The 25,045-nt window shown below is 59.6% G+C and carries 22 protein-coding genes; 8 read left to right on the top strand and 14 right to left on the bottom strand.

Annotated features, from left to right (window positions below; all coding sequences use genetic code 11):
- Window positions 1-75: 75 nt before the first annotated feature.
- From ACSQ2Z_RS01665 to htpX, 3 genes are all read right to left on the bottom strand, one after another.
- Window positions 76-1,758 carry a heparinase II/III family protein gene (locus ACSQ2Z_RS01665; RefSeq protein WP_436079608.1) on the bottom strand — a complete coding sequence of 561 codons (1,683 nt, stop codon included), beginning with the start codon at window positions 1,756-1,758 and terminating at the stop codon, window positions 76-78.
- A 205-nt stretch (window positions 1,759-1,963) separates the two neighbouring features.
- Window positions 1,964-3,382, bottom strand: a complete 1,419-nt coding sequence (locus tag ACSQ2Z_RS01660; protein ID WP_436079607.1) for an RsmB/NOP family class I SAM-dependent RNA methyltransferase — start codon at window positions 3,380-3,382, stop codon at window positions 1,964-1,966.
- Window positions 3,379-4,338, bottom strand: coding sequence for a zinc metalloprotease HtpX (gene htpX / locus ACSQ2Z_RS01655; protein ID WP_436079606.1), 960 nt, complete (start codon window positions 4,336-4,338; stop codon window positions 3,379-3,381). The genes ACSQ2Z_RS01660 and htpX overlap by 4 nt, the downstream gene beginning before the upstream one ends.
- A gap of 122 nt (window positions 4,339-4,460) precedes the next feature.
- Between htpX and ACSQ2Z_RS01650 the strand changes: the two genes are divergently transcribed.
- Together ACSQ2Z_RS01650 and ACSQ2Z_RS01645 are read left to right on the top strand one after the other, a co-directional pair.
- Window positions 4,461-4,661, top strand: coding sequence for a DUF1674 domain-containing protein (locus ACSQ2Z_RS01650; protein ID WP_436079605.1), 201 nt, complete (start codon window positions 4,461-4,463; stop codon window positions 4,659-4,661).
- A gap of 49 nt (window positions 4,662-4,710) precedes the next feature.
- Window positions 4,711-5,181, top strand: a complete 471-nt coding sequence (locus ACSQ2Z_RS01645; RefSeq protein ID WP_436079604.1) for a thermonuclease family protein — start codon at window positions 4,711-4,713, stop codon at window positions 5,179-5,181.
- Window positions 5,182-5,224: 43 nt separating this feature from the next.
- Here ACSQ2Z_RS01645 and acs read toward each other — a convergent pair whose 3' ends face one another.
- Window positions 5,225-7,177, bottom strand: coding sequence for an acetate--CoA ligase (acs, locus tag ACSQ2Z_RS01640; protein WP_436079603.1), 1,953 nt, complete (start codon window positions 7,175-7,177; stop codon window positions 5,225-5,227).
- Window positions 7,178-7,412: 235 nt separating this feature from the next.
- On the opposite strand from acs, the gene ACSQ2Z_RS01635 reads away from it, so the two are divergent.
- Window positions 7,413-8,111 carry a DUF1013 domain-containing protein gene (locus tag ACSQ2Z_RS01635; RefSeq protein WP_436079602.1) on the top strand — a complete coding sequence of 233 codons (699 nt, stop codon included), beginning with the start codon at window positions 7,413-7,415 and terminating at the stop codon, window positions 8,109-8,111.
- Between the two features lie 127 nt (window positions 8,112-8,238).
- On the opposite strand, the gene ACSQ2Z_RS01630 is transcribed toward ACSQ2Z_RS01635, so the two are convergent.
- On the bottom strand, window positions 8,239-8,610 hold the full coding sequence (locus ACSQ2Z_RS01630; RefSeq protein WP_436082939.1) for an ectoine synthase: 372 nt from the start codon (window positions 8,608-8,610) through the stop codon (window positions 8,239-8,241).
- Between the two features lie 145 nt (window positions 8,611-8,755).
- On the opposite strand from ACSQ2Z_RS01630, the gene ACSQ2Z_RS01625 reads away from it, so the two are divergent.
- A complete protein-coding gene (locus ACSQ2Z_RS01625; protein WP_436079601.1) occupies window positions 8,756-9,637 on the top strand; it encodes a LysR substrate-binding domain-containing protein in 882 nt (293 codons plus the stop codon).
- 129 nt (window positions 9,638-9,766) lie between these two features.
- On the opposite strand, the gene ACSQ2Z_RS01620 is transcribed toward ACSQ2Z_RS01625, so the two are convergent.
- Window positions 9,767-10,426 carry a YggS family pyridoxal phosphate-dependent enzyme gene (locus ACSQ2Z_RS01620; RefSeq protein WP_436079600.1) on the bottom strand — a complete coding sequence of 220 codons (660 nt, stop codon included), beginning with the start codon at window positions 10,424-10,426 and terminating at the stop codon, window positions 9,767-9,769.
- A gap of 247 nt (window positions 10,427-10,673) precedes the next feature.
- Between ACSQ2Z_RS01620 and leuS the strand changes: the two genes are divergently transcribed.
- Genes leuS through holA form a run of 3 tightly spaced genes read left to right on the top strand, consistent with a single transcriptional unit; the run spans window position 10,674 to window position 14,854 of the window.
- On the top strand, window positions 10,674-13,301 hold the full coding sequence (gene leuS, locus ACSQ2Z_RS01615; protein ID WP_436079599.1) for a leucine--tRNA ligase: 2,628 nt from the start codon (window positions 10,674-10,676) through the stop codon (window positions 13,299-13,301).
- Complete coding sequence (lptE, locus tag ACSQ2Z_RS01610; protein WP_436079598.1) at window positions 13,288-13,806, top strand: LPS assembly lipoprotein LptE; 519 nt, start codon at window positions 13,288-13,290, stop codon at window positions 13,804-13,806. The genes leuS and lptE overlap by 14 nt, the downstream gene beginning before the upstream one ends.
- A gap of 13 nt (window positions 13,807-13,819) precedes the next feature.
- Window positions 13,820-14,854, top strand: coding sequence for a DNA polymerase III subunit delta (gene holA, locus ACSQ2Z_RS01605; RefSeq protein WP_436079597.1), 1,035 nt, complete (start codon window positions 13,820-13,822; stop codon window positions 14,852-14,854).
- 59 nt (window positions 14,855-14,913) lie between these two features.
- Here holA and ACSQ2Z_RS01600 read toward each other — a convergent pair whose 3' ends face one another.
- From ACSQ2Z_RS01600 to hemE, 8 genes are all read right to left on the bottom strand, one after another.
- A complete protein-coding gene (locus tag ACSQ2Z_RS01600) occupies window positions 14,914-15,801 on the bottom strand; it encodes a ParB/RepB/Spo0J family partition protein (protein ID WP_436082938.1) in 888 nt (295 codons plus the stop codon).
- A 44-nt stretch (window positions 15,802-15,845) separates the two neighbouring features.
- Window positions 15,846-16,640 carry a ParA family protein gene (locus ACSQ2Z_RS01595; RefSeq protein ID WP_436079596.1) on the bottom strand — a complete coding sequence of 265 codons (795 nt, stop codon included), beginning with the start codon at window positions 16,638-16,640 and terminating at the stop codon, window positions 15,846-15,848.
- Between the two features lie 14 nt (window positions 16,641-16,654).
- On the bottom strand, window positions 16,655-17,293 hold the full coding sequence (gene rsmG, locus ACSQ2Z_RS01590; protein WP_436079595.1) for a 16S rRNA (guanine(527)-N(7))-methyltransferase RsmG: 639 nt from the start codon (window positions 17,291-17,293) through the stop codon (window positions 16,655-16,657).
- A complete protein-coding gene (gene mnmG, locus ACSQ2Z_RS01585) occupies window positions 17,290-19,173 on the bottom strand; it encodes a tRNA uridine-5-carboxymethylaminomethyl(34) synthesis enzyme MnmG (protein WP_436079594.1) in 1,884 nt (627 codons plus the stop codon). The genes rsmG and mnmG overlap by 4 nt, the downstream gene beginning before the upstream one ends.
- Window positions 19,174-19,269: 96 nt before the next feature.
- Complete coding sequence (mnmE, locus tag ACSQ2Z_RS01580; protein ID WP_436082937.1) at window positions 19,270-20,589, bottom strand: tRNA uridine-5-carboxymethylaminomethyl(34) synthesis GTPase MnmE; 1,320 nt, start codon at window positions 20,587-20,589, stop codon at window positions 19,270-19,272.
- Window positions 20,590-20,774: 185 nt separating this feature from the next.
- Complete coding sequence (gene rho, locus ACSQ2Z_RS01575) at window positions 20,775-22,040, bottom strand: transcription termination factor Rho (protein ID WP_436079593.1); 1,266 nt, start codon at window positions 22,038-22,040, stop codon at window positions 20,775-20,777.
- A gap of 193 nt (window positions 22,041-22,233) precedes the next feature.
- Window positions 22,234-22,773 (bottom strand): protoporphyrinogen oxidase HemJ, encoded by a 540-nt coding sequence (gene hemJ, locus ACSQ2Z_RS01570; protein WP_436079592.1) that lies wholly within the window; start codon window positions 22,771-22,773, stop codon window positions 22,234-22,236.
- Window positions 22,770-23,804, bottom strand: coding sequence for a uroporphyrinogen decarboxylase (hemE, locus tag ACSQ2Z_RS01565; protein WP_436079591.1), 1,035 nt, complete (start codon window positions 23,802-23,804; stop codon window positions 22,770-22,772). The genes hemJ and hemE overlap by 4 nt, the downstream gene beginning before the upstream one ends.
- A gap of 404 nt (window positions 23,805-24,208) precedes the next feature.
- Here hemE and ACSQ2Z_RS01560 point away from each other — a divergent pair, with 404 nt between their 5' ends.
- Window positions 24,209-25,033, top strand: a complete 825-nt coding sequence (locus tag ACSQ2Z_RS01560) for a pyruvate, water dikinase regulatory protein (protein ID WP_436079590.1) — start codon at window positions 24,209-24,211, stop codon at window positions 25,031-25,033.
- The last annotated feature ends 12 nt before the right edge of the window (window positions 25,034-25,045 follow it).

Here is a 25,045-nt window from a genome sequence, read left to right as displayed (position 1 = left end):
ATGTCCGCATGCCGTTAGCACAGCTTTCCCCATGAAGAAACCGTTTGCTTCTCCTGTGTGCGGCATCGCTGGTTGTCACGCTTCGCGCGATAGAATCCATTGGATTTCCGGTTGTGAAGCCGCAGCAAAAGTGACGGAGATCTGCGACGTTTTGCGCACGCCGGAAGGGTCGGCGAAGAAAATGTCTTCTTCGATCGTGACCTCGCTGTCGCGGCAGGTGAACAGCCAGCTTTCTCCATCGGGGGCCGTGAGATAGACCTCATTCGGGCTGTGCTGGCGCAGGCTGATCGCAGGGTGGATATGAAAGCGGGCAACGGCCACGGCCGGATTGGTCTCCGCCGGATCCGCGCCGTCCGGCTGGTACAGCCGGTCGCGGCCACGGACGGTATTTCCCTGGCCGTTCATACTGATATCGCGCTCATGCATCAGGCCGAAAGACTGAACATAGCCATCATGACTGGCGATAACGGCGTCCGGTCGGTTCTCCTCCTCTTGTCGGCGCACGATAACCCTGGAGACGCCGCCGGTGACGATGGGGCCAAGGAAATGCGACTCGGATAGCCGCGATGACGAGCGATCGTTGATGGTGACGGTCGAATGCGCCGCCGTCAGCCGCGCCAACTGGCGGAATCGTTCGCCGGCAAACTTTGGCGATCCCGAATTGATGATGAAGCGGTGGCGGCCGGACGACATTTCGAACGACAGGCAGCCGGCATGGGCTGTGCGCGACAATTCCGGCGAAAGGGGCAAGCCGGTATCGACGATGACAACGACATTGTTTGCGGCCAGACGCCGATAATTGATATGCGGCAAGGCTTTAAATGGCGCGCCGGCGGTCTCGTCATAACGCAGGACGGCCATCAGCTCATTGGCCAGCGTCGAGGTGGCGCCATTGAACAACGCCAGCTCGCCGCCCTGATGACGGAAGAAGCGCAGGGCCGGATACATGCGGTCGATGCAGGGGATGAGCTTGGCGGGAACGTCATGGCCGAGATTGACATAGGTCTGACGCAGCGGCAGCAGATCAATGAGTAGCTCAAGCCCGGCACGCGGGTTGCGCGAGCTGTGGCCACCGTCCGGCAGGATCTGTCGATCAAGCTCGAGATCAAGATTGCGGGCGGCCTTTCGGATCGCCGAGTCCGACGCGGGCATGGCGACAGAAGCCATGGCAAGGGCGATGCGCACGCGCAGTCGTGCTTCGCCGTCGCAGGTGGTATCAGCGACGTGGCGCAGATAACGGACCTGGAATGCCAGATTTTTCAGGAAACGGCGATAGAAGCCATGCTCGGCATTGCGCAGGATGATCGGCGAATGCGACAGCCAGGCGATCAGGCGCTGGGCAATGATGTCCGGTTCCCAGGCGACACCATCGATAAGGCGGCCATGCGTCACGATCCAGTCGTTGACGATATGACGCAGTTGCCCGAATGCCTCCTCCTTGACCGAGCGCATATGACGAACCCAGCCGAAGGAATGCAGCCGGACAGCAAATTCGCGCGAGGGCAGGTCGATCTCGAAGGGTGATTCGCCTTCCGTGTCGAGCACGCGGCCCGCCAGGGGAAAACGGCCCTGCAGGATTTCTTCTGCAACGAAGGAATCGACAGCCCGCAGATCCGTCGGCGCAACGATCAGGCGATCCGGCGTGGTGCCGGTGAAACGAAACGCGGAGTTGCGGCCCAAGGCAAGGCGGCGCGAGAAGCGGCGCCAGCCTTCACGCAGATACAAATAGAGAAGCCTTTGCCGGTCCGAAATCTGCATTGTTGCGCCCGTGTGCCTCCCCACTCCCGGACCGGGCTTCAAACCGCATGTAACTATCGGAATGATTGCTGTCCGCACCAGATACTGCCAGGACCACGATCGTGCCTGAAAAGTCATTAAACTTTTATGGATCGTGCCGGCATTGTTAGGCAAACGCGGCCAACGCGTCAATTGAGGTATGAAAGCGGGCTGTTGACAGCCAAAATTATGTTTTTCGGCGCAAGATTACTGCATAAAAACCGTCAAGGCCGCCGGAAAAACCATCCTGCGGCGGAATCATCGCCGGCGTGGTGCGGAATTCGCCAAGCGGCGTAATCGCATCTTCCAACCCAGGCCAATCCGCCGGATCGATGGCGACGCGTTCGCAACCGCCTTCGGCAAGGACGCGTTCAGCAACCTCTTCACCTTCCCGCTTGTCGAGCGAGCAGTTGGAAAAGACGACAAGACCACCAGGTTTGACCAGGGTCAGTGCATGGCGCAGCAACCTCTCCTGCAGCAGGGCCAGTTTCTCGATGTCTTCCGGCCCCTTGGTCCACAGAACGTCAGGATGGCGGCGGATCGTGCCGGTTGAAGAGCAGGGCGCGTCAAGCAGGGCGGCGTCGAACAGCTCTTCCGCGCGGAAATCAGCCATATTGATTTCCTGCGTGGCCGCCTGAAGCCCAAGACGGGCGAGATTGCCTTGAAGACGCTTCAGGCGACTCTCCGACTGGTCGAGGGCGGTGACATCCGCTCCGGCCAAAACCAATTGCGCGGTTTTTCCGCCTGGTGCTGCGCAGAGATCGACCACGCGCTTGCCGGCAAGTGAGCCAAACAGTTTCGCGGGCAGGGCGGCGGCGGCGTCCTGCACCCACCATTCGCCGTCCTCGAAGCCCGACAGGTTCGGCACCGCGCCGGAAAAGCCGGCGAGACGCACGGAGCCCGTTGGCAGGACACGCCCGTTCAGGCGCTGCGCCCATCCTTCCGCGTCAGACTTAACGGTTAGATCGATGGCTGCGGGGGTGAGCAGCGCATCCGCAATGCGACCTGCTGCTTCGGCACCGTAGTAGCCGACGAGCCTTTTATGGAACCAATCGGGGATCGCCGGTGTCTTCTCACCGATCGATTCGAGCAGGTCTTGTTTTTCGCGCGAAAGGCGGCGCAGCACGGCGTTGACCAGACTGGCGAAGCGCTTGTTGCGTGGGTCGGTCTGCGCCTGCTCGACGGCGAGATCAACGGCTGAATGGTCGGGGATATCGAGATAGAGGATTTGCGCGGCCGCAACGGCAAGGACGTGGTCCAGCGCCCGCGCGCCCTCTGGCAGCGGCGTCTGCAGCAGCGAGCCGATCATTGCCTCGATGCGGGGCAACTGGCGCAGAGCCGAGTTCAGGATAGCCCGCACCAGGGCGCGATCGGCTTCGTTGAGTTCGCGATAAACAGGGTTGCCGTTTGCGGCATCGAGCATGCCATCCAGCGAGGTCTTGCGATCGACTACGGCCGCCAGCATCTTGGCCGCCGCCTGCCGGGCTTGGAGGCCAGGCTTGTCGCTGCGCGCAAAGCCCTGATTTTCCGGCCCTCTCTTAACGGAACTCGGTTTGCGGCTATTTCGTTTCGGGAGCGAAGCGGTTTTATTTTCGTCGGACGTCAAGACCAGGGACCTTTCGGTGGTTCGGAACCACCGCGACCCCAGCCCGTCGGCGGCACGGAGCGCGATTTGCGCATCGGACTATCAGCCCTGACCGCCGCCGTCGAGACCGCAGACATCTCACTCGCCATCTGCTGAAGTGCCGCGATGCGGTTTTCTGTCGCCGGATGGGTCGAGAACAGGTTGTCCATGCGCTCCCCGGATAGCGGATTGATGATGAACATATGCGCGGTGGCCGGGTTGCGCTCGGCCTCCTCATTCGGCACCTGATGGGCGAAATTCGAAATCTTGGCGAGCGCGGAGGCGAGCGACAGCGGCTTGCCGCAGATCTGGGCACCGCGCCGATCGGCGGAATATTCACGCGTCCGACTGATCGCCATCTGCACGATCATGGCTGCGAGCGGCGCGACGATCATCGCCACGAGCACGCCGACGAAGCCTAGCGGATTGTTGTTTTCACGATTGCCGCCGAAGAAGAAGGCAAAATTGCCGAGCATGGAAATGGCGCCGGCAAGCGTCGCCGTCAGCGTCATCGTCAGCGTGTCGCGATTCTGCACGTGGGCGAGTTCGTGTGCCATGACGCCTGCGACTTCGTCATAGGTCAGCGCATTGAGGAGTCCGGTGGAGGCAGCAACGGCAGCATGTTCCGGATTGCGGCCGGTGGCGAAGGCATTCGGCTGCGGATTGTCGATAACATAGACCTTCGGCATCGGCAGTCCGGCATTTTTCGCGAGGTCACGCACGATGCTGTAATATTCCGGGGCGGTGCGCTCGTCGACTTCCTGCGCCCGGTACATGCGCAGCACAATGCGGTCGGAATTCCAATAGGAGAAGAAATTCATGCCCGCGGCGACGAGAAGCGCGATCATCATGCCACCCCTGCCGCCGATCAGAAAGCCGACCGCCATGAACAAGACCGTCATGAAGGCCAGAAGCATCGCGGTGCGCACGAGGTTCATCGGTCAATCTCCAGAAGTTCGGCAATGTTTCACGTGAATCACGGTTCCGTTTCCACACAAGGTTCCTATATGATGACATTGGCCGCATTCTTCAACATTTTCGCGGAAATTTTGGGTCTCGCATGCAAAACGACAACGACAATCCGCCGATTAAACTCCGCAAACTGCTCTCGCCTGCGGCCCAGCGCGCCTTGGATGAGGCGGAAGAACGCAGGAAGCGCCAAGAGCCGCTGAACCTGCCGGAGGAACTGGGTGGCCGCGGCGGAGCGGAACCGGCCCGTTTTGGCGATTGGGAAATCAATGGGCGGGCAATCGACTTCTGAGGAAATAATTCCTGTTGCAAGGCGCGATTGATCGGTATATTTTCCTATAATGTTAGTTCGCACCCGATGCTTTTTCTTCGCTGCCTCGATCGCGCCACTTCTGGCCCTCGACGCTTTTGCGCTCGAACCCGGCAAACGAATCGAGATCACCGGCCCGGTCAGCGCAGAGATCATCCGCGTCATCGATGGCGACACGATCCTGGTCGCCGCAAAGCCCTGGCCGCAGCAGACCATGGAAGTCTATGTGCGATTGCGCGGCATCGACGCGCCGGAGCTGAAATCATCCTGTGCGGCAACCCGCGATGCCGGCCGACAGGCGCGTGCCGCCTTGACTGATTTGATCCGAGACCACCACGATATCCAGCTGATGCGCATTTCCGGCGACAAGTATTTTGGCCGGGTGGTCGCCGACATCAGTTTTTCCGATGGGCGGAATCCGGCTCAGGAAATGCTGTTGGCCGGTTACGTGACGCCCTATGACGGTGGACACAAGAAGGAAAACTGTGCGTCCTTCTGGTAGAGGTGCTGAGCCATCCCCGGTCAGGAATGGCTCAGGCAGGAGATCAGGCTTTCCTATTCTGCCGGTTGGCGATGAGATCATCGACCACGTGCGGATCGGCCAGCGTCGAGGTGTCGCCGAGAGAGCCGAAATCGTCTTCGGCGATCTTGCGCAAAATCCGGCGCATGATCTTGCCGGAGCGCGTTTTCGGCAGGCCGGGAGCGAACTGGATCTTGTCCGGCGAGGCGATCGCGCCGATTTCCTTGCGGACATGGGAGATCAGCTCCTTGCGCAGCTCTTCCGAACCCTGCTGGCCGACCATCAACGTCACGTAGCTATAGATGCCCTGGCCCTTGATATCGTGCGGGTAGCCGACGACGGCGGCTTCCGAAACCGCATCATGGCTGACCAATGCTGATTCGACCTCGGCCGTACCCATGCGGTGGCCGGAGACGTTGAGGACATCATCGACGCGGCCGGTGATCCAGTAATAGCCATCCTCGTCACGGCGGCAGCCGTCGCCGGTGAAATACTTGCCCTTGTAGGTGGAAAAATAGGTCTGGATGAAGCGTTCGTGGTCGCCATAGACGGTGCGCATCTGGCCGGGCCAGCTGTCGATGATGCAGAGATTGCCGTCAGCCGCGCCCTCGATCACCTTGCCCTCATTATCGACGAGCTGCGGCTGGACGCCGAAGAACGGACGCGTGGCCGATCCCGGCTTCAAGGCTGTCGCGCCCGGAAGCGGGGTGATCAGGATACCGCCGGTTTCCGTCTGCCACCAGGTATCGACCACGGGGCAACGGCCCTCGCCGACGGTGTGATAGTACCATTCCCAGGCTTCAGGGTTGATCGGCTCGCCGACCGAACCGAGCGTGCGCAGTGATTTGCGCGACGAGCGGGTGACGAAGGCGTCGCCCTGACCCATCAGCGCGCGGATGGCGGTCGGCGCCGTATAGAAGATGTTGACCTTGTGCTTGTCGACCACGTCCCACAGCCGGCCGGCATCCGGATAGGTCGGCACGCCCTCGAACATCAATGTCGTCGCGCCATTGGCGAGCGGTCCGTAGACGATGTAGGAATGGCCGGTGACCCAGCCGACATCGGCGGTGCACCAGTAGATATCGCCGTCATGATAATCAAAGACATATTGATGCGTCATCGAGGCATAGACGAGGTAACCGCCCGTCGTGTGCAGCACCCCCTTCGGCTTGCCGGTCGAGCCGGAGGTGTAGAGGATGAACAGCGGATCCTCCGCCTTCATCTTCGCCGGCGGACAATCGGCTTTCACCGCGGCGACGGCTTGATGGTACCAGATGTCACGTTCGGCAAACCAGGCGATCTTGCCACCGGTACGGCGAACGACCAGCACGGACTTCACCTCGACACCACCGCGCTTGGCGATGTCGATCGCCTGGTCGGTATTGGCTTTCAGCGGGATCGGCCTGCCGCCACGCAAGCCTTCGTCGGCGGTGATGACGAAGGTCGATTCACAGTCGACGATGCGGCCGGCCAGCGCGTCCGGGGAGAAACCGCCAAAGACGATCGAATGAATGGCACCGATACGGGCGCAGGCGAGCATCGCGTAGGCGGCTTCCGGGATCATCGGCATATAGATGGTGACGCGGTCGCCTCGTCTGACACCGTTTGCCTTCAGCACATTGGCAAGGCGGCAGACATGGTCGTAAAGCTCGCGATAGGTGATCTTCTTGTCGTCATAGGGGTTGTCGCCTTCCCAGATGATCGCCACCTGGTCGCCGCGCTTTTCCAGATGCCTGTCGATGCAATTGTAGGAGACGTTGGTGAGACCGTCCTCGTACCACTTGATCGAAACATTGCCTTCGAAGGAGGTGTTCTTGACCTTGGTATAGGGGGTGAACCAGTCGATGCGCTTGCCATGTTCGCCCCAGAACGTCTCTGGGTCTGCGACGCTCTGCTTGTACCACTTGCGATAGGTGGCGTCGTCGATCAGGGCACGTTGCTTCGCCGGTTTGAGGACCGGATAGGTTTTCACGGACATGCAGACTTCCTCCCTGCGCAGGCATTTCTGGACGGCACAACTCCCCGTGCGCGTCCGCTCCGGGCGTCATTCATATCAGGTCAACACCCGGCGGCAATTAGACAAAAGGTCATTTCTGCGAGAAGAATTGCATTTATGCGACGACGAGGGTATAGAGGCGCTAATTTCCCGGAAATTAAGTGGTTACACCCCACGGCCCGCGACACCGGCGCGGACGGACAGAAGGACTATACCCATGGCTCAACAACTGCTTATGCCCAAAGCGACGGCCGTATGGCTTGTTGACAACACTGCTCTGTCGTTCGAACAGATCGCCCAGTTCTGCAAGCTGCATCCGCTGGAGGTCAAGGCGATCGCGGACGGTGAATCGGCGCAGGGCATCAAGGGCCTCGACCCGATTTCGACCGGCCAGCTGTCGCGCGACGAAATCGCCCGCGCCGAAGCCAACCCAAACCACAAGCTGAAGCTCTCCGAACCAAAGGTTCGCGTTCCGGACAACAAGCGCAAGGGCCCGCGCTACACCCCGGTTTCCAAGCGCCAGGACCGGCCGAACGCCATCCTCTGGCTGGTGCGCAACCATCCTGAACTGAAGGACGCCCAGATTTCGCGTCTCGTCGGCACCACCAAATCGACGATCGAGCAGATCCGAAATCGCACGCACTGGAACTCGACCAACCTGACGGCAATGGATCCGGTCACGCTCGGCCTCTGCACACAGATCGACCTCGACCTCGAAGTCGAACGCGCATCGAAGGGCCGGCCGCTGCCGACCGCCGCCGAGCTCGGCGCGACGCTCGAAGCATCGAAGGAAACCGAAAAGCTGCCGTTCTCCTATGAGCGCGAAGAAGAGAAGGAAATGGATGCTGACGCCGTTTTCGCCAAGCTCAAGTCGCTCAAGTCCGGCCGTAAGGACGAAGACGACGATCACTATTGATCGAACCACTCCGAACGGAAAACCCGGATTGCCTGATCCGGGTTTTTTTATGCTCGGAAAATGTGGTTCGATGTAGCCACGCCACGTCCGTCGCGTGAAAGGGAGTTTTGGCGGGAAGAAAGAATCGTCAGTAGGCCGAACCTTCGCTTCTATCCAGCCTGTGCCGCTCCGTGCCCTTGAGCGGCGGATTGAAAATGCTGACCAAGATCAGGTCGCCGTCCTTGCCGCCACGCAGGTAATGCTTGTCGTTCTTGTCCAGCACATAGATGTCGCCCGGCGCGATCGGAAAGACGTTACCGGCCATATCCTCGACTTCTCCGTTGCCGGCGATGCAGTAGCAGGCCTCAAGGTGGTTTCGGTATTCGAGCAGCGAGGTGGTGTTGGCGCGCACCACGGTGTGGCAGACGGTGAAACCCATGCCATCTCGCTCGGTCAACAGACGATGGCTGGTGCCGCTTCCCCATTCGACAAAATGCGGGGTCTCCTCGACTTGCTTCAGACTGCGAACCTTTGGCCTTTCTTCAGAAAAGTTTGACGATGAGACTGAAGGAAGGCCTCAATCTCTCTCTTACCGCCTGTATCGCTTGCATTTTTTCTCTCGACAAATGATGCTTTCTCGCCGTTCCTGTAAGGAAAACTTGACTATGCTGCCGTCACTCAGCGCTTTGCGCGTCTTCGAGGCCGCCGCGCGGCTCAACAGCTTTTCGCGTGCCGCAGACGAGCTGCATGTCACGCATGCCGCGGTCAGCCACCAGATTCGTCTGCTCGAAGACTGGTTTGGCCGGCCGCTGTTTTTGCGGGAAAAGCGCAGCGTGCGGCTTGTGCCCGATGCGGTTGCGCTGGCGCAGACGCTGTCCGTCAGCCTGGCGCGGATCGAAGCGGAGACCCGCGCCTTCCGCATGAAGGCGACGGGCGAACTCACGGTCGCCTGCATTGCCTCAATCGCCACGCGCTGGCTCATTCCAGCCCTTCCGGACTTCCTGAACGCCAATCCGGACATCAACGTGCGCGTCATCTATGCGATGGGTGAGCAACGGTTTCGCGAGGGCGATTGCGACGTCCTGATCACACTGGGCGACGACGGAAGCAAGACGCGGGAGTGCACCCGGCTGTTTTCCCGGGCCAACCGGCCGGTTGCCAGCCCGACCTATCTTGCGCGCCGGGGCAAGCGGCAAACCGCCCAGGAGATCGCCGCCGCAGACCTCCTGCACGACGAGACGCCGGATCGCTGGCTGAACTGGTGCAGGAAGGCAGGTCTGCAGCCGGATGGTCCGTTGCGTGGCCCGGTGTTTCAGGACTTCAATCTGCTGGCCACAGCCGTGATCGCCGGCCATGGCATTGCGCTCTGCCCGACGGAGGTGTTTCGCCGTGAACTCGACAGTGGCGATCTCGTTATCCTCTCCGACATCGAGACCTTGACGGACGAAAGCTATTTTCTGGTTACCGCCAAGCCACCAAGCGGCGGCGCCGTCAAATTCCGGGCCTGGTTTTGCGGTCTGGCGGAAAGTTTCCGCGAACCCGGCTAACCCGGGATGCCGCGTGCCTGCAGCGCGGCCGAGATTTCTTCCGGCACGGACCGGATCATCGATCGGCATCTCCCGGCTTCCGCGACCCGGCGGAACCGCGAAAGGGGCCAGCCAGCCGAAAGCGTCAGATCAACGCGTGCCGAAGATCGCCGAGCCGACGCGAACGCTCGTCGCTCCGAACTGGGCGGCGGCCTCGAAATCGCCCGACATACCCATGGACAGCTTTGCCAGCCCACAGCGCTTCGCGAGCTTGGCGAGCAGCGCAAAATGCGGTCCCGGATTCTCATCCGCCGGCGGGATGCACATCAGGCCTTCGATCGCAATGCCGATCGTCTCCCGGCACAGCGCGACGAAGGCGACGGTCTCATCCGGGGCGATGCCGGCTTTTTGCGGCTCGAGGCCCGTATTGACCTGGACGTAAAGGCGAACGGACTTGTTTTGGCGCACAATCTCAGCGGCGACAGCTCTGGCGATCTTCTCCCGGTCAATAGTCTCGATGACGTCGAAGAGGGCGACCGCGTCGGCCGCCTTGTTGGATTGCAGCGGGCCGATCAGATGCAGTTGGATGTCAGGCGTCTCCGCACGAAGCTGCGGCCATTTGCCCTGCGCTTCCTGCACCCGGTTTTCGCCAAAAACGCGCTGCCCGGCCCCAATCACTGGCCGAATCGCCTCAGCGTCGAATGTCTTCGAAACGGCAACCAGGGAGACAGAGCCGGTAACCCGGTTGGCACTGGCTTCGGCGCTGCGAATCCGGCTTAGGACATCGTTCAACCGTTCTTCCACGCTCATCGCCACCGTCTCCACCAGAATCTCCGAACGCGCCGGTCTTCCGTGTATCGGAAAACCGGCCTTTTGGCGCAATAGTCAAACATGGCGCGAATGCCAAGCCGATATCGCCACCGACTGGCCGAATGCCCCAAAGATTTGCCCGCAAAGCCTTCCAAAACTTGACGCTACGCTTGTTTCATGGTGAAGGTCACGCCAAATATCGGAGGGGGTGATTTCCCCTCGCCCAAATTTCCGGAACATCGATCATATGGCTACCGAACGTTACAATCCGCGCGATGCTGAACCCCGCTGGCAACAGGAATGGGAGCAGAACAACGTCTTCTCCACGAACAACGACGATCCGCGCGAAAAATACTACGTGCTCGAGATGTTTCCCTATCCGTCGGGTCGCATCCACATGGGCCATGTCCGCAATTATGCGATGGGCGACGTCGTTGCGCGCTACAAGCGCGCCCGTGGGTACAATGTGTTGCATCCGATGGGTTGGGACGCCTTCGGCATGCCGGCGGAAAATGCGGCGATGGAACGCGGCGTGCATCCGGCCAGTTGGACCTACCAGAACATCGCCTCGATGAAGGCGCAGCTGAAGGTCATGGGCCTGTCGCTCGACTGGTCGCGTGAGTTCGCCACCTGCGACGTCGATTATTACCAGCGCCAGCAGCACCTGTTCCTGGATTTCCTCGAAAAAGGTCTCGTCTATCGCAAGCAATCGAAAGTCAATTGGGATCCGGTCGACAACACCGTTCTCGCCAATGAGCAGGTCATCGACGGCCGAGGCTGGCGCTCCGGCGCGCTGGTCGAACAACGCGAACTGACGCAGTGGTTCTTCCGCATCACCGATTTCAGCCAAGACCTGCTCGATTCGCTCGACACGCTCGACCAATGGCCCGAAAAGGTCCGGCTGATGCAGAAGAACTGGATCGGCCGTTCCGAGGGCCTGACGATCCGCTGGGAAATCGTTCCAGGCACCGGCGCTGAAGCATCCGAAGTGACCGTCTATACGACGCGGCCGGACACGCTGTTTGGCGCCTCCTTCCTGGCGATCGCCGCCGATCACCCGCTGGCGCAACAGGCCGCTGCCGCAAACGCCGAGATCGCTGCCTTCTGCGACGAATGCCGCCGCGCCGGCACGTCGCTGGCCGCGCTCGAGACAGCCGAGAAGAAGGGGATCGACACCGGTATCCGGGTCAGGCATCCGCTTGACCCGACCTGGGAGCTGCCGGTCTACGTCGCCAATTTCGTGCTTATGGACTATGGCACAGGCGCGATCTTCGGCTGCCCCTCTGGCGACCAACGCGATCTCGATTTTGCCCGCAAATACGGCCTGCCGGTCGTTGCCGTGGTGATGCCGAGAGACGGCGATGCGGCCAGTTTCACGATCGACGACGAGGCCTATGTCGGCGACGGCGTGATGATCAATTCACGCTTCCTCGATGGCCTTTCGATTGAAGAGGCTTTCGAGAAAGTTGCGTCCACGCTGGAAAACACCACGATCGGCAATGCGCCGCAGGCCGAGCGCAAGGTCAATTTCCGCCTACGCGACTGGGGCATTTCGCGACAGCGCTACTGGGGCTGCCCGATCCCGGTCATCCATTGCGACGATTGCGGCGTGCTGCCCGTGCCGAAGACCGATTTGCCGGTAAAGCTGCCGGACGACGTGACCTTCGACAAGCCAGGCAATCCGCTCGACCGCCATCCGACATGGCGGCACGTCTCCTGCCCACAATGCGGCAAGAACGCACGCCGCGAAACCGATACGATGGATACCTTCGTCGATTCCTCCTGGTATTTTGCCCGATTCACCGCGCCGTGGGAGAACAACCCGACCAATCCGGCCGTCGTCGATCGCTGGCTGCCGGTCGACCAGTATATCGGCGGCATCGAGCACGCGATTTTGCATCTGCTCTATTCGCGTTTTTTTACCCGGGCAATGAAAGCAACCGGCCACGCCGGTCTTGACGAGCCCTTCAAGGGTCTCTTCACCCAAGGCATGGTCGTGCATGAAACCTACAGCCGGGGCGAGGGCGCGCAGCGCGAATGGATCACGCCGGCCGAAATCCAGATCGAGGAAGTCGATGGCAAGCGGCAGGCGACGCTGATCGAAACCGGCGAGCCGATCACCATCGGCTCGATCGAGAAGATGTCGAAATCAAAGAAGAACGTCGTCGATCCCGACGACATCATCGCCTCCTACGGCGCCGACACGGCTCGGTTCTTCGTTCTGTCGGATTCTCCGCCGGATCGGGACGTCATCTGGTCGGAAGCTGGCGTCGAAGGCGCGCACCGCTTCGTGCAGCGCCTGTGGCGGCTGATTTCGGAAGCATCCGGCGCACTGAGGGCTATCGAAGCCATGCCCGCTTCCGAGGGACCGGCACTGACAATCTCTCAGTTCGCCCACAAGACGCTGAAGGCCGTCCAGGCGGACTACGACAAGCTCGCCTTCAATAAGGCCGTGGCGCGGCTCTATGAGCTGGTGAACGCGCTCGCAGGCCCGCTAACGCAGGTAGCCGATGGATCAGCCGATGTGGCGACGATCGCCGCCGTCAAGGACGCGACCACGATCCTGATCAACCTCGTCGCGCCGATGATGCCGCATCTTGCCGAGCAGTGCTGGCAGGAGATCGGTGGTACGGGTCTGGTGGCGCAGGCGGCGTGGCCGGCCTATAGCGAGGCGCTGGTTGCCGAAAACGAGGTGACAATGCCGGTTCAGATCAACGGCAAGAAGCGTGGTGATTTGACAATTGCGCGCGACGCAGATCAGATTGCGATCGAGAGCGCGGTCCTCGCGCTCGACCCCGTCAAAGCCGCACTGAACGGCCAGAGTCCGAAGAAAATCATCGTCGTGCCCCAGAGGATCGTGAATGTCGTTGTCTGAAAAAGCTCAAAGATACGCACAACTTCTGGCAATCGGCACCTTCGTGACCATGGCGGGCTGCCAAGTGAAGCCGCTCTATTCCGAGGGGCCGCAGGGTAAGCCGGCGAAGGCGCTCGCCTCGATCGAGATTTCCGATGCCGACGATCGCGTCGAGCAGGAGGTCCGAAACGCACTGGTGTTTCTGACGTCCGGAGGCGCGGGCGAGCCGGCGCATCCGGAGTACCGGATGGCGCTGAACGCCACCAGCGAGGTCATGGGCGTGCTTTACGATCAGGAATCCGACACCGCCGGTGCGGGCCGCGTCGTCGTCAGGGCCGACTACAACCTGACGCGTGCCGACAACGGCGAAACCGTCCGCTCCGGAAATCGCAGTGCGGTTGCCCTTGTCGACTTCCCCGAGCAGGAATTCGCCAAGGTTCGCGCCACCCGCGACGCGGAGAATCGCGCCGCAAAGGAGCTGGCCGAAATCATCCGGGCGGACATTGCGGCGGCGCTCGGCCGCTGATCAAGGTGGCGGCATGACCGAAATCAAGTCGCATGAATTCGATGGGATTCTCCAGCGTCCGCTCAAGGACAACAGGCTCTATCTCGTCTATGGACCGGATCGCGGACTTGTGTCGGAGCGCGCCGGCCAGATCGCCGCAAAGAGTGGTGTGGCGCTCGACGATCCCTTCTCGCTGATCAAACTTGATGGCTCAGACCTGCAGCAAAGCCCTGGTCGTTTGCTCGACGAGGTCAATACGATCGGTCTTTTCGGCGGTGAAAAACTCGTCTGGATCCGTGCGTCAGGCACCGAAAAGGCGCTTGTCGATAGTTTCACCGCGTTGGCGCAGCACCCCCCTGGCGGCAGTTACGTGATCATCGAGGCTGGTGACCTCAAGAAGGGGGCCGGTGTCCGAAAGATCGGCGAAACCGCCCGTTCGGTTGTTTCCGTCGCGTGTTACAGCGATGACGCGCGGGCATTGAATAGCCTGATCGACCAGGAACTTGGCCAGGAAGGCCTGCGGATTGCGCCTGCGGCGCGGGAGCGGCTGAACGAGGCGCTGGGCGGCGATCGCATCGCCTCCCGCAACGAGATCCGCAAGCTGGCGCTCTACTGCCGCGGCTTGGCTATGATCGAAGAGGAACACGTGTCCGAGATCGTTGGCGATGCCAGCGCAATTTCGGTCGATGACGCAATCGATGCGGTCCTCAAGGGCGATGTCGACGGTCTGCAGCATGCCATCCGCAAGATAACCGCCTCCAAGACGGCAATCTTCCTTGTCCTGCAGGCCTGCCTGAGGCAGTTTCAGCTTCTCGACCTGATGCGGGCGGAGATGGACGACAAGCGCCAGCAGCCAGCCCAAGTTGTGGCGACGCTGGGCCGTCACATCCATTTTCGCCGCAAACCGCTTGTCGAAGCGGCGCTAAAGACCTGGACTTTACCCGCGATCCGCCGGGAACTCGGCCGGCTGCAAACGGCAATTTTCCAGAGCCGCGCCCGGCAAAGCCTGGAAGACAGCATCGCCATGCAGACACTCTTGGCCATCACCTTGCAGTCGGCGCGCCGATAGCTTTCTTATCAGATTGATATATAATCAGATTCAGTAGATGTTTCGAGTCCGAAACAATATTACCGCCGCTCAAGCAGCCGGCAGATATCCTCAAGCTGATCGAGCGTTTTGTAGGAAATGCGCAACTGACCGCCGGTCGCCTTGTGATTGACAGTCACGTCGAGGCCGAGGCTATCAGAGAGCGTTCTCTCTAGCGCCAGCGTGTCGGCATCCTTTTCCTCCTTGTGAGATGGCTTGCCGTAGTCGGGGTCATTCTGGGCGCGGATATCGTTCTGCGCCAACCGCTCCGCGTCGCGCACCGACATGCCTTTCGCGACGATGGAGCGCGCCAAGCTGACAGGGTCGGACGTCGGAATGAGCGCTCGCGCGTGACCAGCGGACAACGTGCCGGAGGAGAGCATATCGCGCACAGGTTCCGGCAGCTTCAGCAAACGAAGACTGTTGGCGACATGGCTGCGGCTCTTGCCAATGATTTCGCCAAGATCATTCTGGGTATAGCCGTGCTCCGCGATCAGCTGGTCGTAACCGAGGGCCTCTTCCAGCGGATTGAGGTCGGATCGTTGAACGTTCTCGACAATCGCGATCTCCAACGCCGTCCGGTCATCCACGTCGCGGACGATCACCGGGATATCGGTAAAACCGGCGAGCTGTGCCGCGCGCCAACGGCGCTCGCCAGCAATAATCTCATAACGTTCATCGGCTATCGTGCGCACCACGACTGGCTGGACAATACCGTGTTGACGGATCGAACTCGCCAGATCCTGCAGTTCCGCCTCATCGAAAGAACGCCGCGGGTTGCGCGGGTTGCGGGCGACAAACTCGATCGGTATACGCCGGTCGGCATTGACCGGTGCCACTGGACCACTGGCCTGCAAAGGCTGGTCCATCTCGCCAATCAGGGCGGCAAGACCACGGCCAAGTCTTCTTCTCGAATTGTCGTCATTCATCGTCTGCACTCACACTTATCGTTACGATGTCGAATCGATCGCTGTTAGGCAGCCTTCCGCTGCCGCTCGCGCTGTAGTACTTCGGATGCCAATTGAAGGTAGGCCTGGCTGCCAGCGCATTTCAGGTCGTAAAGGATCGCCGGTTTGCCATAGGATGGAGCCTCGGAAACCCGGACGTTGCGCGGGATCAGCGTATGGTAGACCTTTTCACCCAAATGGGTCCGCACATCATTGACCACTTGCTGGGCCAAATTGTTACGCGAATCAAACATCGTCAGCACGATACCCTGGATATCCAGTGCAGGATTGATTGAACGCCGAACCTGATCGACGGTCTCCAGCAGTTGGCTTAACCCCTCGAGCGCGAAAAATTCGCATTGAAGCGGCACGAGCACCGAATGTGCCGCAGCCATTGCGTTCATCGTCAGCAGGTTGAAAGACGGCGGGCAATCGACGAGAACATAGGAATATGCAAGCGCTTCGGGAGAGGCCAGCGCCTTTCGCAGGCGGAAGACGCGATCGCTTTCGCGGGAAATCTCCATCTCGACGCCAAGCAGGTCCATGGTCGATGGAATGATCGCCAGATTGGGGACGACCGTCTGCTGGGCGATCTCATCAATGCCGTGCGAGCCGATCATCAGTTCATAGGATGAGAGCTTGCGATCGCGTCGCTGGATCCCCAGGCCGGTACTGGCATTGCCTTGAGGGTCGAGATCCACAATCAGAACCTTTTCACCAATCGCCGCCAGGGCCGTTGCAAGGTTGATTGCCGTTGTGGTTTTTCCGACGCCACCCTTCTGATTGGCGATGGTGATGATCCGGTTCTTTTCTCGTGTCATGCCACAGTCCGCCGTTATTGTATTTTCCGCGAAAGATTTGCAATTTCGAGAACCACAGAATCCGGTTCGATAACGCTTCTGTGTTTTACCAGATCAAATTGAAAGCGGCCAACGGCTTTGTCGACTTCCTGCTGGTAATCCCGGCCTTTGTGAAAAAACGCGTGCGGTTTTCTGTCGGCCATCATCCACGGCACGCAGTAATCCAGCAATTGAGGCAGATCCGCGAGTGCCCTGGCGGAGATTGCGTCGCATTCCGGGATGATCGTGATGGCATCCGCGATGCGAATCGCATGCACCGAACCGCGCGCGCCGGTTTCGGTCAAGGCGACGCGAAGGAAGGCCGCCTTCTTGTTGTTGCTTTCAACCAGGTGGACCCATCCATCACCCAATTCCGCCAGAAAAATGGCTGTGATGATGCCGGGAAATCCACCGCCGCTGCCGAGATCGACCCATCGCTTCGGCCCCGGGAATAGCTGGAAGACTTGCGCACTATCCGCGATGTGGCGTTGCCAGAAAGCGGATAAGGTCGACGGTGCGACCAGGTTGATCGACTTTGCCCATTTCTGGAAAAGCGCGGCAAAATGCTCAAGCTTCTCGGACGTTTCACGTGAAACACGCAATCCGTTCAGCTCCTGCGATGGACTCGTATTCATTGAATTGCCTGTCTGGAATATGCAACCGATGCCGGCTCGGTCTTGCGAATATGAGCAAGGATCAAGGAGATGGCGGAGGGAGTAATGCCATCGACCTTCATCGCCTGGGCAAGATTGCGGGGCATCGCCGTGATGAGTTTCTGCTTCAGCTCGTTGGAAAGGCCCGACAGCGACTGAAAATCAAACTCGTCTGGAATGAGCCGGCTTTCTTCCCGCTGGATGCCGGCGATGTCCGCGGCTTGCCGGTCCATATAGACTGCGTAGGTCGCATCAATTTCCAGCGCTTCGGCCAGCTTTTTCTCCATCGCTGCGAGTTCTGGCCAAATGGTGCTGAGTGTCTGGATGCTATGCTCGGCGTAAGACAGGAGTTCAAAAGCAGAGCGCCGTTGGCCATCGAGATTGAGCTTCAAACCGTGAGCTCGGCCTTCCGTCGGTGTTACCGTGAGCGACTTGAGCATCCGGCGATTGGACTCGATCGCTGCAATCCACTTTCCAAATTTCTCCGAGCGCGCAGGTGACACGCAGCCGAGAGATATCGCCTCAGGGGTAAGCCGCACATCAGCGTTGTCAGCCCGCAGGGACAATCGGTATTCCGCGCGAGACGTGAACATACGATACGGCTCGGCAACACCCCGCGATGTGAGGTCGTCAATCATCACGCCGATATAAGAGTTCGTCCGGCTGAATTGATAGGCGGCGCTTCCGCCGCAAAGCAGGGCAGCGTTAAGCCCCGCCACCAGTCCTTGGGCGCCGGCTTCTTCATATCCGGTTGTGCCATTGATCTGGCCAGCAAGGAACAGACCGCGGATCTTCCGCACTTCCAGCGATGCAGAAAGTTCGCGGGGATCGACGTGGTCATATTCGATCGCATAGCCCGGCTGCAGGATTGAGACCCGTTCCAAACCCGGTATGGTGCGAATGAAAGCGTCCTGGACATCTTCGGGCAGCGACGTCGAAATGCCATTGGGATAGACAGTATCGTCGTCCAGACCCTCCGGCTCGAGAAAGATCTGGTGGCCGTCACGCTCGCCGAACTTGACGATCTTGTCTTCAATTGATGGACAATAGCGCGGCCCGATGCCTTCGATCTGGCCGGAATACATCGCGGATTTATTAAGGTTGTCGGCGATGATTTGATGGGTTGCCGCCGTGGTGCGCGTGACGCCGCAATCGACCTGTCTATTGGCAATACGGTCGGTCATGAACGAAAACGGCACGGGATCCTCGTCCGCGCTCTGACGGCCGATCGATTGCCAATCGATCGTCTTACCGTCCAATCGGGCCGGCGTACCGGTTTTCAGACGGCCGAGCCGCAGACCGAAGCTTTCAAGCGTGGCAGACAGACCCACAGACGGTGCCTCTCCAACGCGACCCGCCGGTATTTTCCGATTGCCGATATGAATAAGACCGCGCAGGAACGTCCCGGTCGTCAGCACCGCAGCGCCGCAACTGAGCAAACGTCCGTCAGCGAGAACAACGCCACTAACGCGGCCGTCCCGAAGCCGGAGATCAAAGGCATCACCTTCGATGACATCCAGGTTTTCGATGGATCGAATCTCAGCCTGCATCGCGAGCCGATAGAGCTTTCGATCAGCCTGCGTGCGCGGGCCTCGAACGGCGGGACCCTTGCGGCGATTGAGCAGACGGAACTGGATGCCGGCAGCGTCAGCGACGCGGCCCATTAACCCGTCCATCGCATCGATCTCGCGAACGAGGTGACCCTTGCCAAGGCCGCCAATCGCCGGATTGCACGACATCACACCGATCGTGTCGCGTTTGTGCGTGATGAGTGCAGTTCGCGCGCCCAAACGAGCGGCCGCACTGGCCGCTTCGCCGCCCGCGTGGCCACCGCCAATGACAATGACATCGTAGTCAATCATACCAAAACCGTCTCCATCACGGTATCAAATCGGGTCCGAATCGTTTCACGTGAAACATCCAATGAGACTCGCACACGTTGTATTGGCGGTTGCAACCTATTTGCCGATACAGAACTCCGAGAAAATCACATCCAGCAGGTCTTCCACATCCACCCGCCCGGTAATTCGGCCAAGCGCGTCACCCGCCTGCCGCAGATACTCCGCCTGAATATCAAGGCCGCGATTAGATTGCGCCAAACTCATATCGATCGCATCGCGTGCCTGCTTGAGACAACTGACTTGCCTCTTGCGGGACGGCAAGGACAATGCTGTTTGACCCGACAGGTCGGGCAGGTGGCTTTTCAATTGTTCGATAAGCCGGTCAATTCCCTCGCCCGTTATCGTCGATATCAGGACATCGGCGTCAGCCTTATCCCACAAATTGCCATTCCGATCAATCTTGGTGCCGACGCGAATCACCGGCTTGGTTGCGTTCGGCCCTCCCACGACCGGAAATCCGCCCGGGGCGTCCGCCAGCAGCAGGATAACGTCTGCCTGCTCAAGCGTCATATAGGCACGCCGGACGCCCTCTTTCTCAACCACGTCATCGGTACTCCGAAGGCCGGCGGTATCGAACAGACGAACGGCGAATCCGGCTAAGGAAAGATCGACCGACAGCACGTCCCTGGTGGTGCCGGCTATATCGGTGACGATGGCAACATCGCGGCGGGCAAGATGGTTGAGCAGGCTCGATTTGCCGGCGTTCGGCTCGCCGGCAATCACGATTTTCAGGCCGTCGCGGATGATCTCCGCTGTGCCGGCGCCGGCCAAATGCTCGTCGATCGCTTCGCGCAGGGCTCGCATATCCACCCAGATGGACGCCGCCACGGAACCCGGGACATCGTCCTCGTCGGCGAAATCAAGCTCGGCCTCGATCATTGCCCTTGCATGGACAAGCCGGCGCGCCCAACCCTGATAAAGGGCCGAGAGGTGTCCGCTCGAATGTTCCTGTGCAAGGCGCCGTTGCATCTCGGTTTCCGCGACAATCAGATCAGCGAGGCCCTCTATCTCCACCAGATCGAGCTTGTTATTGTGAAAGGCGCGCCGCGAGAATTCGCCGGCCTCGGCATGTTTCAGTCCGGGAATAACGGAGAGTTCGGCCAGAATGGCATCGATCACGGCGCGGCCGCCATGGACCTGGAGTTCCGCGCAATCCTCTCCCGTGAAAGAAGCGGGCGCCGGGAAATAAAGCACCAGCCCCTGATCAAGCACATCATTGTTACGATTGCGAACCAGTCGCAGCGTCGCCTGTCTTGGCTGAGGTAGCGATCCACACAACCGTTCGAGGGCCGATCTTGTCTGCGGACCGCTGATACGGATCACGGCCACGCCGGACGGAAGTCCGCCGGAGGACAAGGCATAGATCGTGTCTGCCACTGCTTGATCGTGTTGATGGTTCACCGCCGCAACATCCTCGCTCGAACCAGATAACAGGCGCGATTATACGCCATATAGCGTTTCACTGCGCGTTACACAGCCATGACTCCGGCTAAGATATCGATGGCTAAAAACACGAAAGCCCAGGCTGAACCTGGGCCTTGTCTGGGAATCGATCGAGTCGATCAGGTATTCATCGATTCGAAGAAATCACCATTGGTCTTGGTCTGCTTCAGCTTGTCGATCAGGAACTCGATCGCGTCGGTGGTGCCCATCGGTGCAAGGATGCGGCGAAGCACGAAGATCTTCTGCAGGTCCTGGCGCGGCACAAGAAGGTCTTCCTTGCGCGTACCGGATTTGAGGATGTCCATAGACGGGAAGATGCGCTTGTCGGCGACCTTGCGATCCAGCACGATTTCCGAGTTACCGGTGCCCTTGAATTCTTCGAAGATGACTTCGTCCATACGGCTGCCGGTATCAATCAGGGCCGTCGCAATGATCGTCAGCGAGCCGCCTTCCTCGATGTTACGGGCGGCACCGAAGAAGCGCTTCGGCCGCTGCAGGGCGTTGGCGTCGACACCGCCGGTCAGCACCTTGCCCGATGACGGCACGACGGTGTTGTAGGCGCGACCGAGACGGGTGATCGAATCAAGCAGGATGATGACGTCGCGACCGTGCTCGACAAGCCGCTTGGCCTTTTCGATGACCATCTCGGCCACCTGGACGTGGCGCGTTGCCGGCTCGTCGAAGGTCGACGATACGACTTCGCCCTTCACCGAACGCTGCATGTCCGTCACTTCTTCCGGCCGCTCGTCGATCAGGAGAACGATGAGGTAGCATTCCGGATGGTTGGCGGTGATCGAATGGGCGATGTTCTGCAGCAGAACCGTCTTACCGGTTCGCGGCGGCGCGACGATCAGGCCGCGCTGGCCCTTGCCGAGCGGGGCGATCAGGTCAATGACGCGGGCGGAGAGGTCCTTCGAGGTCGGGACCTCAAGCTCCATCTTGAAGCGCTCGTTCGGATAGAGCGGCGTCAGATTGTCGAAATGCACTTTGTGCCGGATTTTTTCCGGATCCTCGAAATTGATCGTATTGACCTTGAGCAGGGCGAAATACCGTTCGCCCTCCTTCGGCCCGCGGATCGGGCCCTCGACGGTATCGCCGGTCTTCAGCGAGAAGCGGCGGATCTGCGAGGGGGAAATGTAGATGTCGTCCGGACCCGGCAGATAGTTGGCATTCGCGGAGCGCAGGAAGCCAAAACCGTCCTGCAGCACTTCGACGACGCCTTCACCGATGATCTCGATATCTTGGCTCGCAAGCATTTTCAGGATCGCGAACATCAGTTCCTGCTTGCGCATGACGCTGGCGTTCTCGACCTCGACCGATTCGGCAAAGGCCAACAGATCGGTGGCGGATTTGTTTTTAAGTTCTTGTAGCTTCATTTCAGCCATGAAGGGGACCACACTTGGAATTCGAATGGAAAATCGGCGTGTCTGATGTAAGGGGAGCTGCAGCGGGAAGGGGCAGACTCGTAACGTTTACATATGCCACGAAAGAGGAGGTGGCGGGAAAATAGCGATTCACTCGATGCGCCGCAAGGGGTCTGGAGAAATTACTCGAAGTTTCCTCTTGATCGCACATGAATCAAAAAGGTTTCACCACTGCCATGATGACGATCAGGATCATCAAGAGGGTCGGCGCTTCGTTCATCAGCCGCCAGTACCGGGCACTGCGGGTGTTTTCATCCCGCCCAAACGCGCGCACGGCACGGGCGAACAGGACATGGACGCCGGTCAGGATAACGACAAGCAACAGCTTCGCATGCAGCCACCCGCCCTGAAATCCATAGAAGCGCCAAGCGAGATAGAGCCCGAGCACCCAGGTGATCATCATTGCCGGATTCATGATGACCTTCAAGAGTCGCTGCTCCATCACCTTGAACGTTTCGGACTGTTCCGAACCCGGGGCGGCATCGGTGTGATAGATGAACAGTCGCGGCATGTAGAGCAGCGCAGCCATCCAGGACATCACGGCAATGAGGTGTAGCGCCTTGATCCAGAGATAGAGGTTGTCGGGCTGCCAGAGAAACAATGCAGCGAGCAGTGCCAGGAACAGGGCGATTGCGATGGAGGCGCGCGCCCGGGCCTTGTTGCCGGGACCCGCGGCGGTCTGACGTTCGCTCATTGCCTGGCTCCGCGCACTCGCGAGACAAGACGGGAAACGTTTTCCGGATCAGCCTGCGGCGTAATGCCATGGCCGAGATTGAAGATCAGCGGACCGCTGCCGAGCACCTGAAGGATAGCGTCAATGCCTTCATCCAGGGCCCGGCCACCGGCCACCACCCTCATCGGGTCGAGATTACCCTGCACCGGACCATCCTTCTGAAGCTCGGCCGCAAAGGAAAGCGGGACAGACCAGTCGAGACCGATCGCATCGGCACTGGTTCCGTGGCGATAATCCTTGAGCAGAATACCGGCACCCTTCGCGAAGCAGATGATCTTGGCATTCGGCCGGCGAGCACGAACACTATCGATCATCCGGCGAACTGGCTTAACAGCATAACGCAGAAACTCGTCTTCGCCGAGGACGCCTGCCCAGGAATCGAAAATCTGCACTGCGTCGGCGCCGGCATCAATCTGCTCGACAAGGTAATCCGCCGAGACATCCGCAAGCGTCGCCAGCAACTGGTCGAAGGCTTCCCGATAGCGATAGGCAAACAAGCGCGCGGGCGCCTGGTCCGGCGTTCCGTGGCCGGCAATCATATAGGTCGCCACCGTCCAGGGCGCACCGCAGAAGCCGAGCAACGTCGTTTCATCAGGCAATTCCTGACGCAAGCGCCGCACCGTTTCGATAACCGGCTTCAAGTGATCGGAGACAGGCCGGACATCGAGCTTTGCGATTTCCGCCGCATCGATCGGATCCATGTGCGGTCCATGCCCCTCTTCGAAGCGCACGTTACGCTTCAGCGCATCGGGAATGACAAGGATGTCGGAAAACAGAATGGCGGCGTCAAAACCATACCGCCGAATCGGCTGCAATGTCACCTCGACAGCAAGCTCCGGCGAATAGCAAAGATCGAGGAAGCTGCCAGCTGTCGCGCGCGTCTTGCGGTATTCGGGAAGATAACGACCTGCTTGCCGCATCAACCAGACGGGGGGAGGTGACAGGATTTCACCATTCAACACCTGTAACACCTTGCGGGTTTTCGCGGTCACCGAGACGTTCTCCCAATATAAAAGAAATCATTTATCTAAGGTTTCTATTTCTTAGAGTCGGTGACTATCAAGGATTAAAAGCCATCCGGTCCCTTTCCACATTTGTTCGCGATCGGGCCGATGACTGAATTGCTTTGACGATCTTTCCCAAAGGAATGGGGATAATCCAGAAAACGATCAAGGATTCAAATTCTTGAGCCTTATTCTCCGCCTGCGGTTTAATGTGGATAAGCGGTGGACGAACGTGACATTTTGTCCAACCATGAGTCTTGTCCACAAGGGCTGGAAATCGGCTTCCCAAGAATCCGGATTGTGAATAACTCGCCGGTTTTCCCCTTGCCTTTGAAACGCGGCCGCCTTTAGCTGTCGCTGTCCCGGTTTATCAACAACCTGCGGAGAATAGCGTGGAGAACCATAAAAATTATTTCCACCTGCACCTGATCTCCGATTCGACCGGCGAGACGCTGATCGCGGCGGGCCGGGCAGCGGCCGCCCAGTTTCAGTCGTCGCATGCGCTTGAGCACGTTTATCCGCTGATCAGGAACCGCAAGCAGTTGATGCAGGTGATGGAGGCGGTGGACGGCGCGCCGGGGATCGTGCTGTATACGATAGTCGACCGGGAACTGGCCGATATCATCGATGCGGCCTGCAAGGAGATGGGGCTGCCGTGTGTCTCGGTGCTCGACCCGATCATCGATCTCTTTCAGTCCTATCTCGGCACGACATCGCGGCGGCGGTCCGGCGCCCAGCATGTGATGGATGCCGACTATTTCGCGCGCATCGATGCGCTCAATTTCACGATGGATCATGACGACGGCCAGATGCCCGCAGATTTCAATGATGCCGATGTCGTGCTGGTCGGCATCAGCCGGACCTCGAAGACGCCGACCAGCATCTATCTGGCTAATCGTGGCATAAAGACCGCCAATATCCCGATTGTGCCCGGCGTCCCGTTGCCGGACCGGCTGATGGAGGCGACGAAGCCGTTGGTCGTCGGACTGATTGCGACTGTCGACCGGATTTCCCAGGTGCGGCAGAACCGGGTGCTTGGAACGGCATCCCATAATTTCCGCGCAGAAGAATATGTTGACCGAGCCTCGATTGCCGAGGAACTGAAATATGCGCGATCGCTCTGCACCCGCAACAACTGGCCGATGATCGACGTGACCCGCCGGTCTATCGAGGAAACGGCGGCGGCAATTGTTGCCCTGAGACCGCGGCTGCGTTAAGGCGAATCCGGT

The sequence above is a fragment of the Pararhizobium sp. LjRoot235 genome (genome assembly GCF_964254145.1).
Taxonomy (GTDB): domain Bacteria; phylum Pseudomonadota; class Alphaproteobacteria; order Rhizobiales; family Rhizobiaceae; genus Pararhizobium.
Note: the sequence above shows the minus strand (reverse complement) of the source record. Positions and strands in the feature narration are given on the sequence as shown.

Coding starts and splice junctions, on each gene's coding strand:
- ACSQ2Z_RS01665 (WP_436079608.1), bottom strand. CDS start 1,758: ATGCAGATTTCGGACCGGCAAAGGCTTCTCTATTTGTATCTGCGTGAA.
- htpX (WP_436079606.1), bottom strand. CDS start 4,338: ATGAACCTCGTGCGCACCGCGATGCTTCTGGCCTTCATGACGGTCTTG.
- ACSQ2Z_RS01650 (WP_436079605.1), top strand. CDS start 4,461: ATGCAAAACGACAACGACAATCCGCCGATTAAACTCCGCAAACTGCTC.
- ACSQ2Z_RS01645 (WP_436079604.1), top strand. CDS start 4,711: ATGTTAGTTCGCACCCGATGCTTTTTCTTCGCTGCCTCGATCGCGCCA.
- acs (WP_436079603.1), bottom strand. CDS start 7,177: ATGTCCGTGAAAACCTATCCGGTCCTCAAACCGGCGAAGCAACGTGCC.
- ACSQ2Z_RS01635 (WP_436079602.1), top strand. CDS start 7,413: ATGGCTCAACAACTGCTTATGCCCAAAGCGACGGCCGTATGGCTTGTT.
- ACSQ2Z_RS01625 (WP_436079601.1), top strand. CDS start 8,756: ATGCTGCCGTCACTCAGCGCTTTGCGCGTCTTCGAGGCCGCCGCGCGG.
- ACSQ2Z_RS01620 (WP_436079600.1), bottom strand. CDS start 10,426: ATGAGCGTGGAAGAACGGTTGAACGATGTCCTAAGCCGGATTCGCAGC.
- leuS (WP_436079599.1), top strand. CDS start 10,674: ATGGCTACCGAACGTTACAATCCGCGCGATGCTGAACCCCGCTGGCAA.
- lptE (WP_436079598.1), top strand. CDS start 13,288: ATGTCGTTGTCTGAAAAAGCTCAAAGATACGCACAACTTCTGGCAATC.
- holA (WP_436079597.1), top strand. CDS start 13,820: ATGACCGAAATCAAGTCGCATGAATTCGATGGGATTCTCCAGCGTCCG.
- ACSQ2Z_RS01600 (WP_436082938.1), bottom strand. CDS start 15,801: ATGAATGACGACAATTCGAGAAGAAGACTTGGCCGTGGTCTTGCCGCC.
- ACSQ2Z_RS01595 (WP_436079596.1), bottom strand. CDS start 16,640: ATGACACGAGAAAAGAACCGGATCATCACCATCGCCAATCAGAAGGGT.
- rsmG (WP_436079595.1), bottom strand. CDS start 17,293: ATGAATACGAGTCCATCGCAGGAGCTGAACGGATTGCGTGTTTCACGT.
- mnmG (WP_436079594.1), bottom strand. CDS start 19,173: ATGATTGACTACGATGTCATTGTCATTGGCGGTGGCCACGCGGGCGGC.
- rho (WP_436079593.1), bottom strand. CDS start 22,040: ATGGCTGAAATGAAGCTACAAGAACTTAAAAACAAATCCGCCACCGAT.
- hemJ (WP_436079592.1), bottom strand. CDS start 22,773: ATGAGCGAACGTCAGACCGCCGCGGGTCCCGGCAACAAGGCCCGGGCG.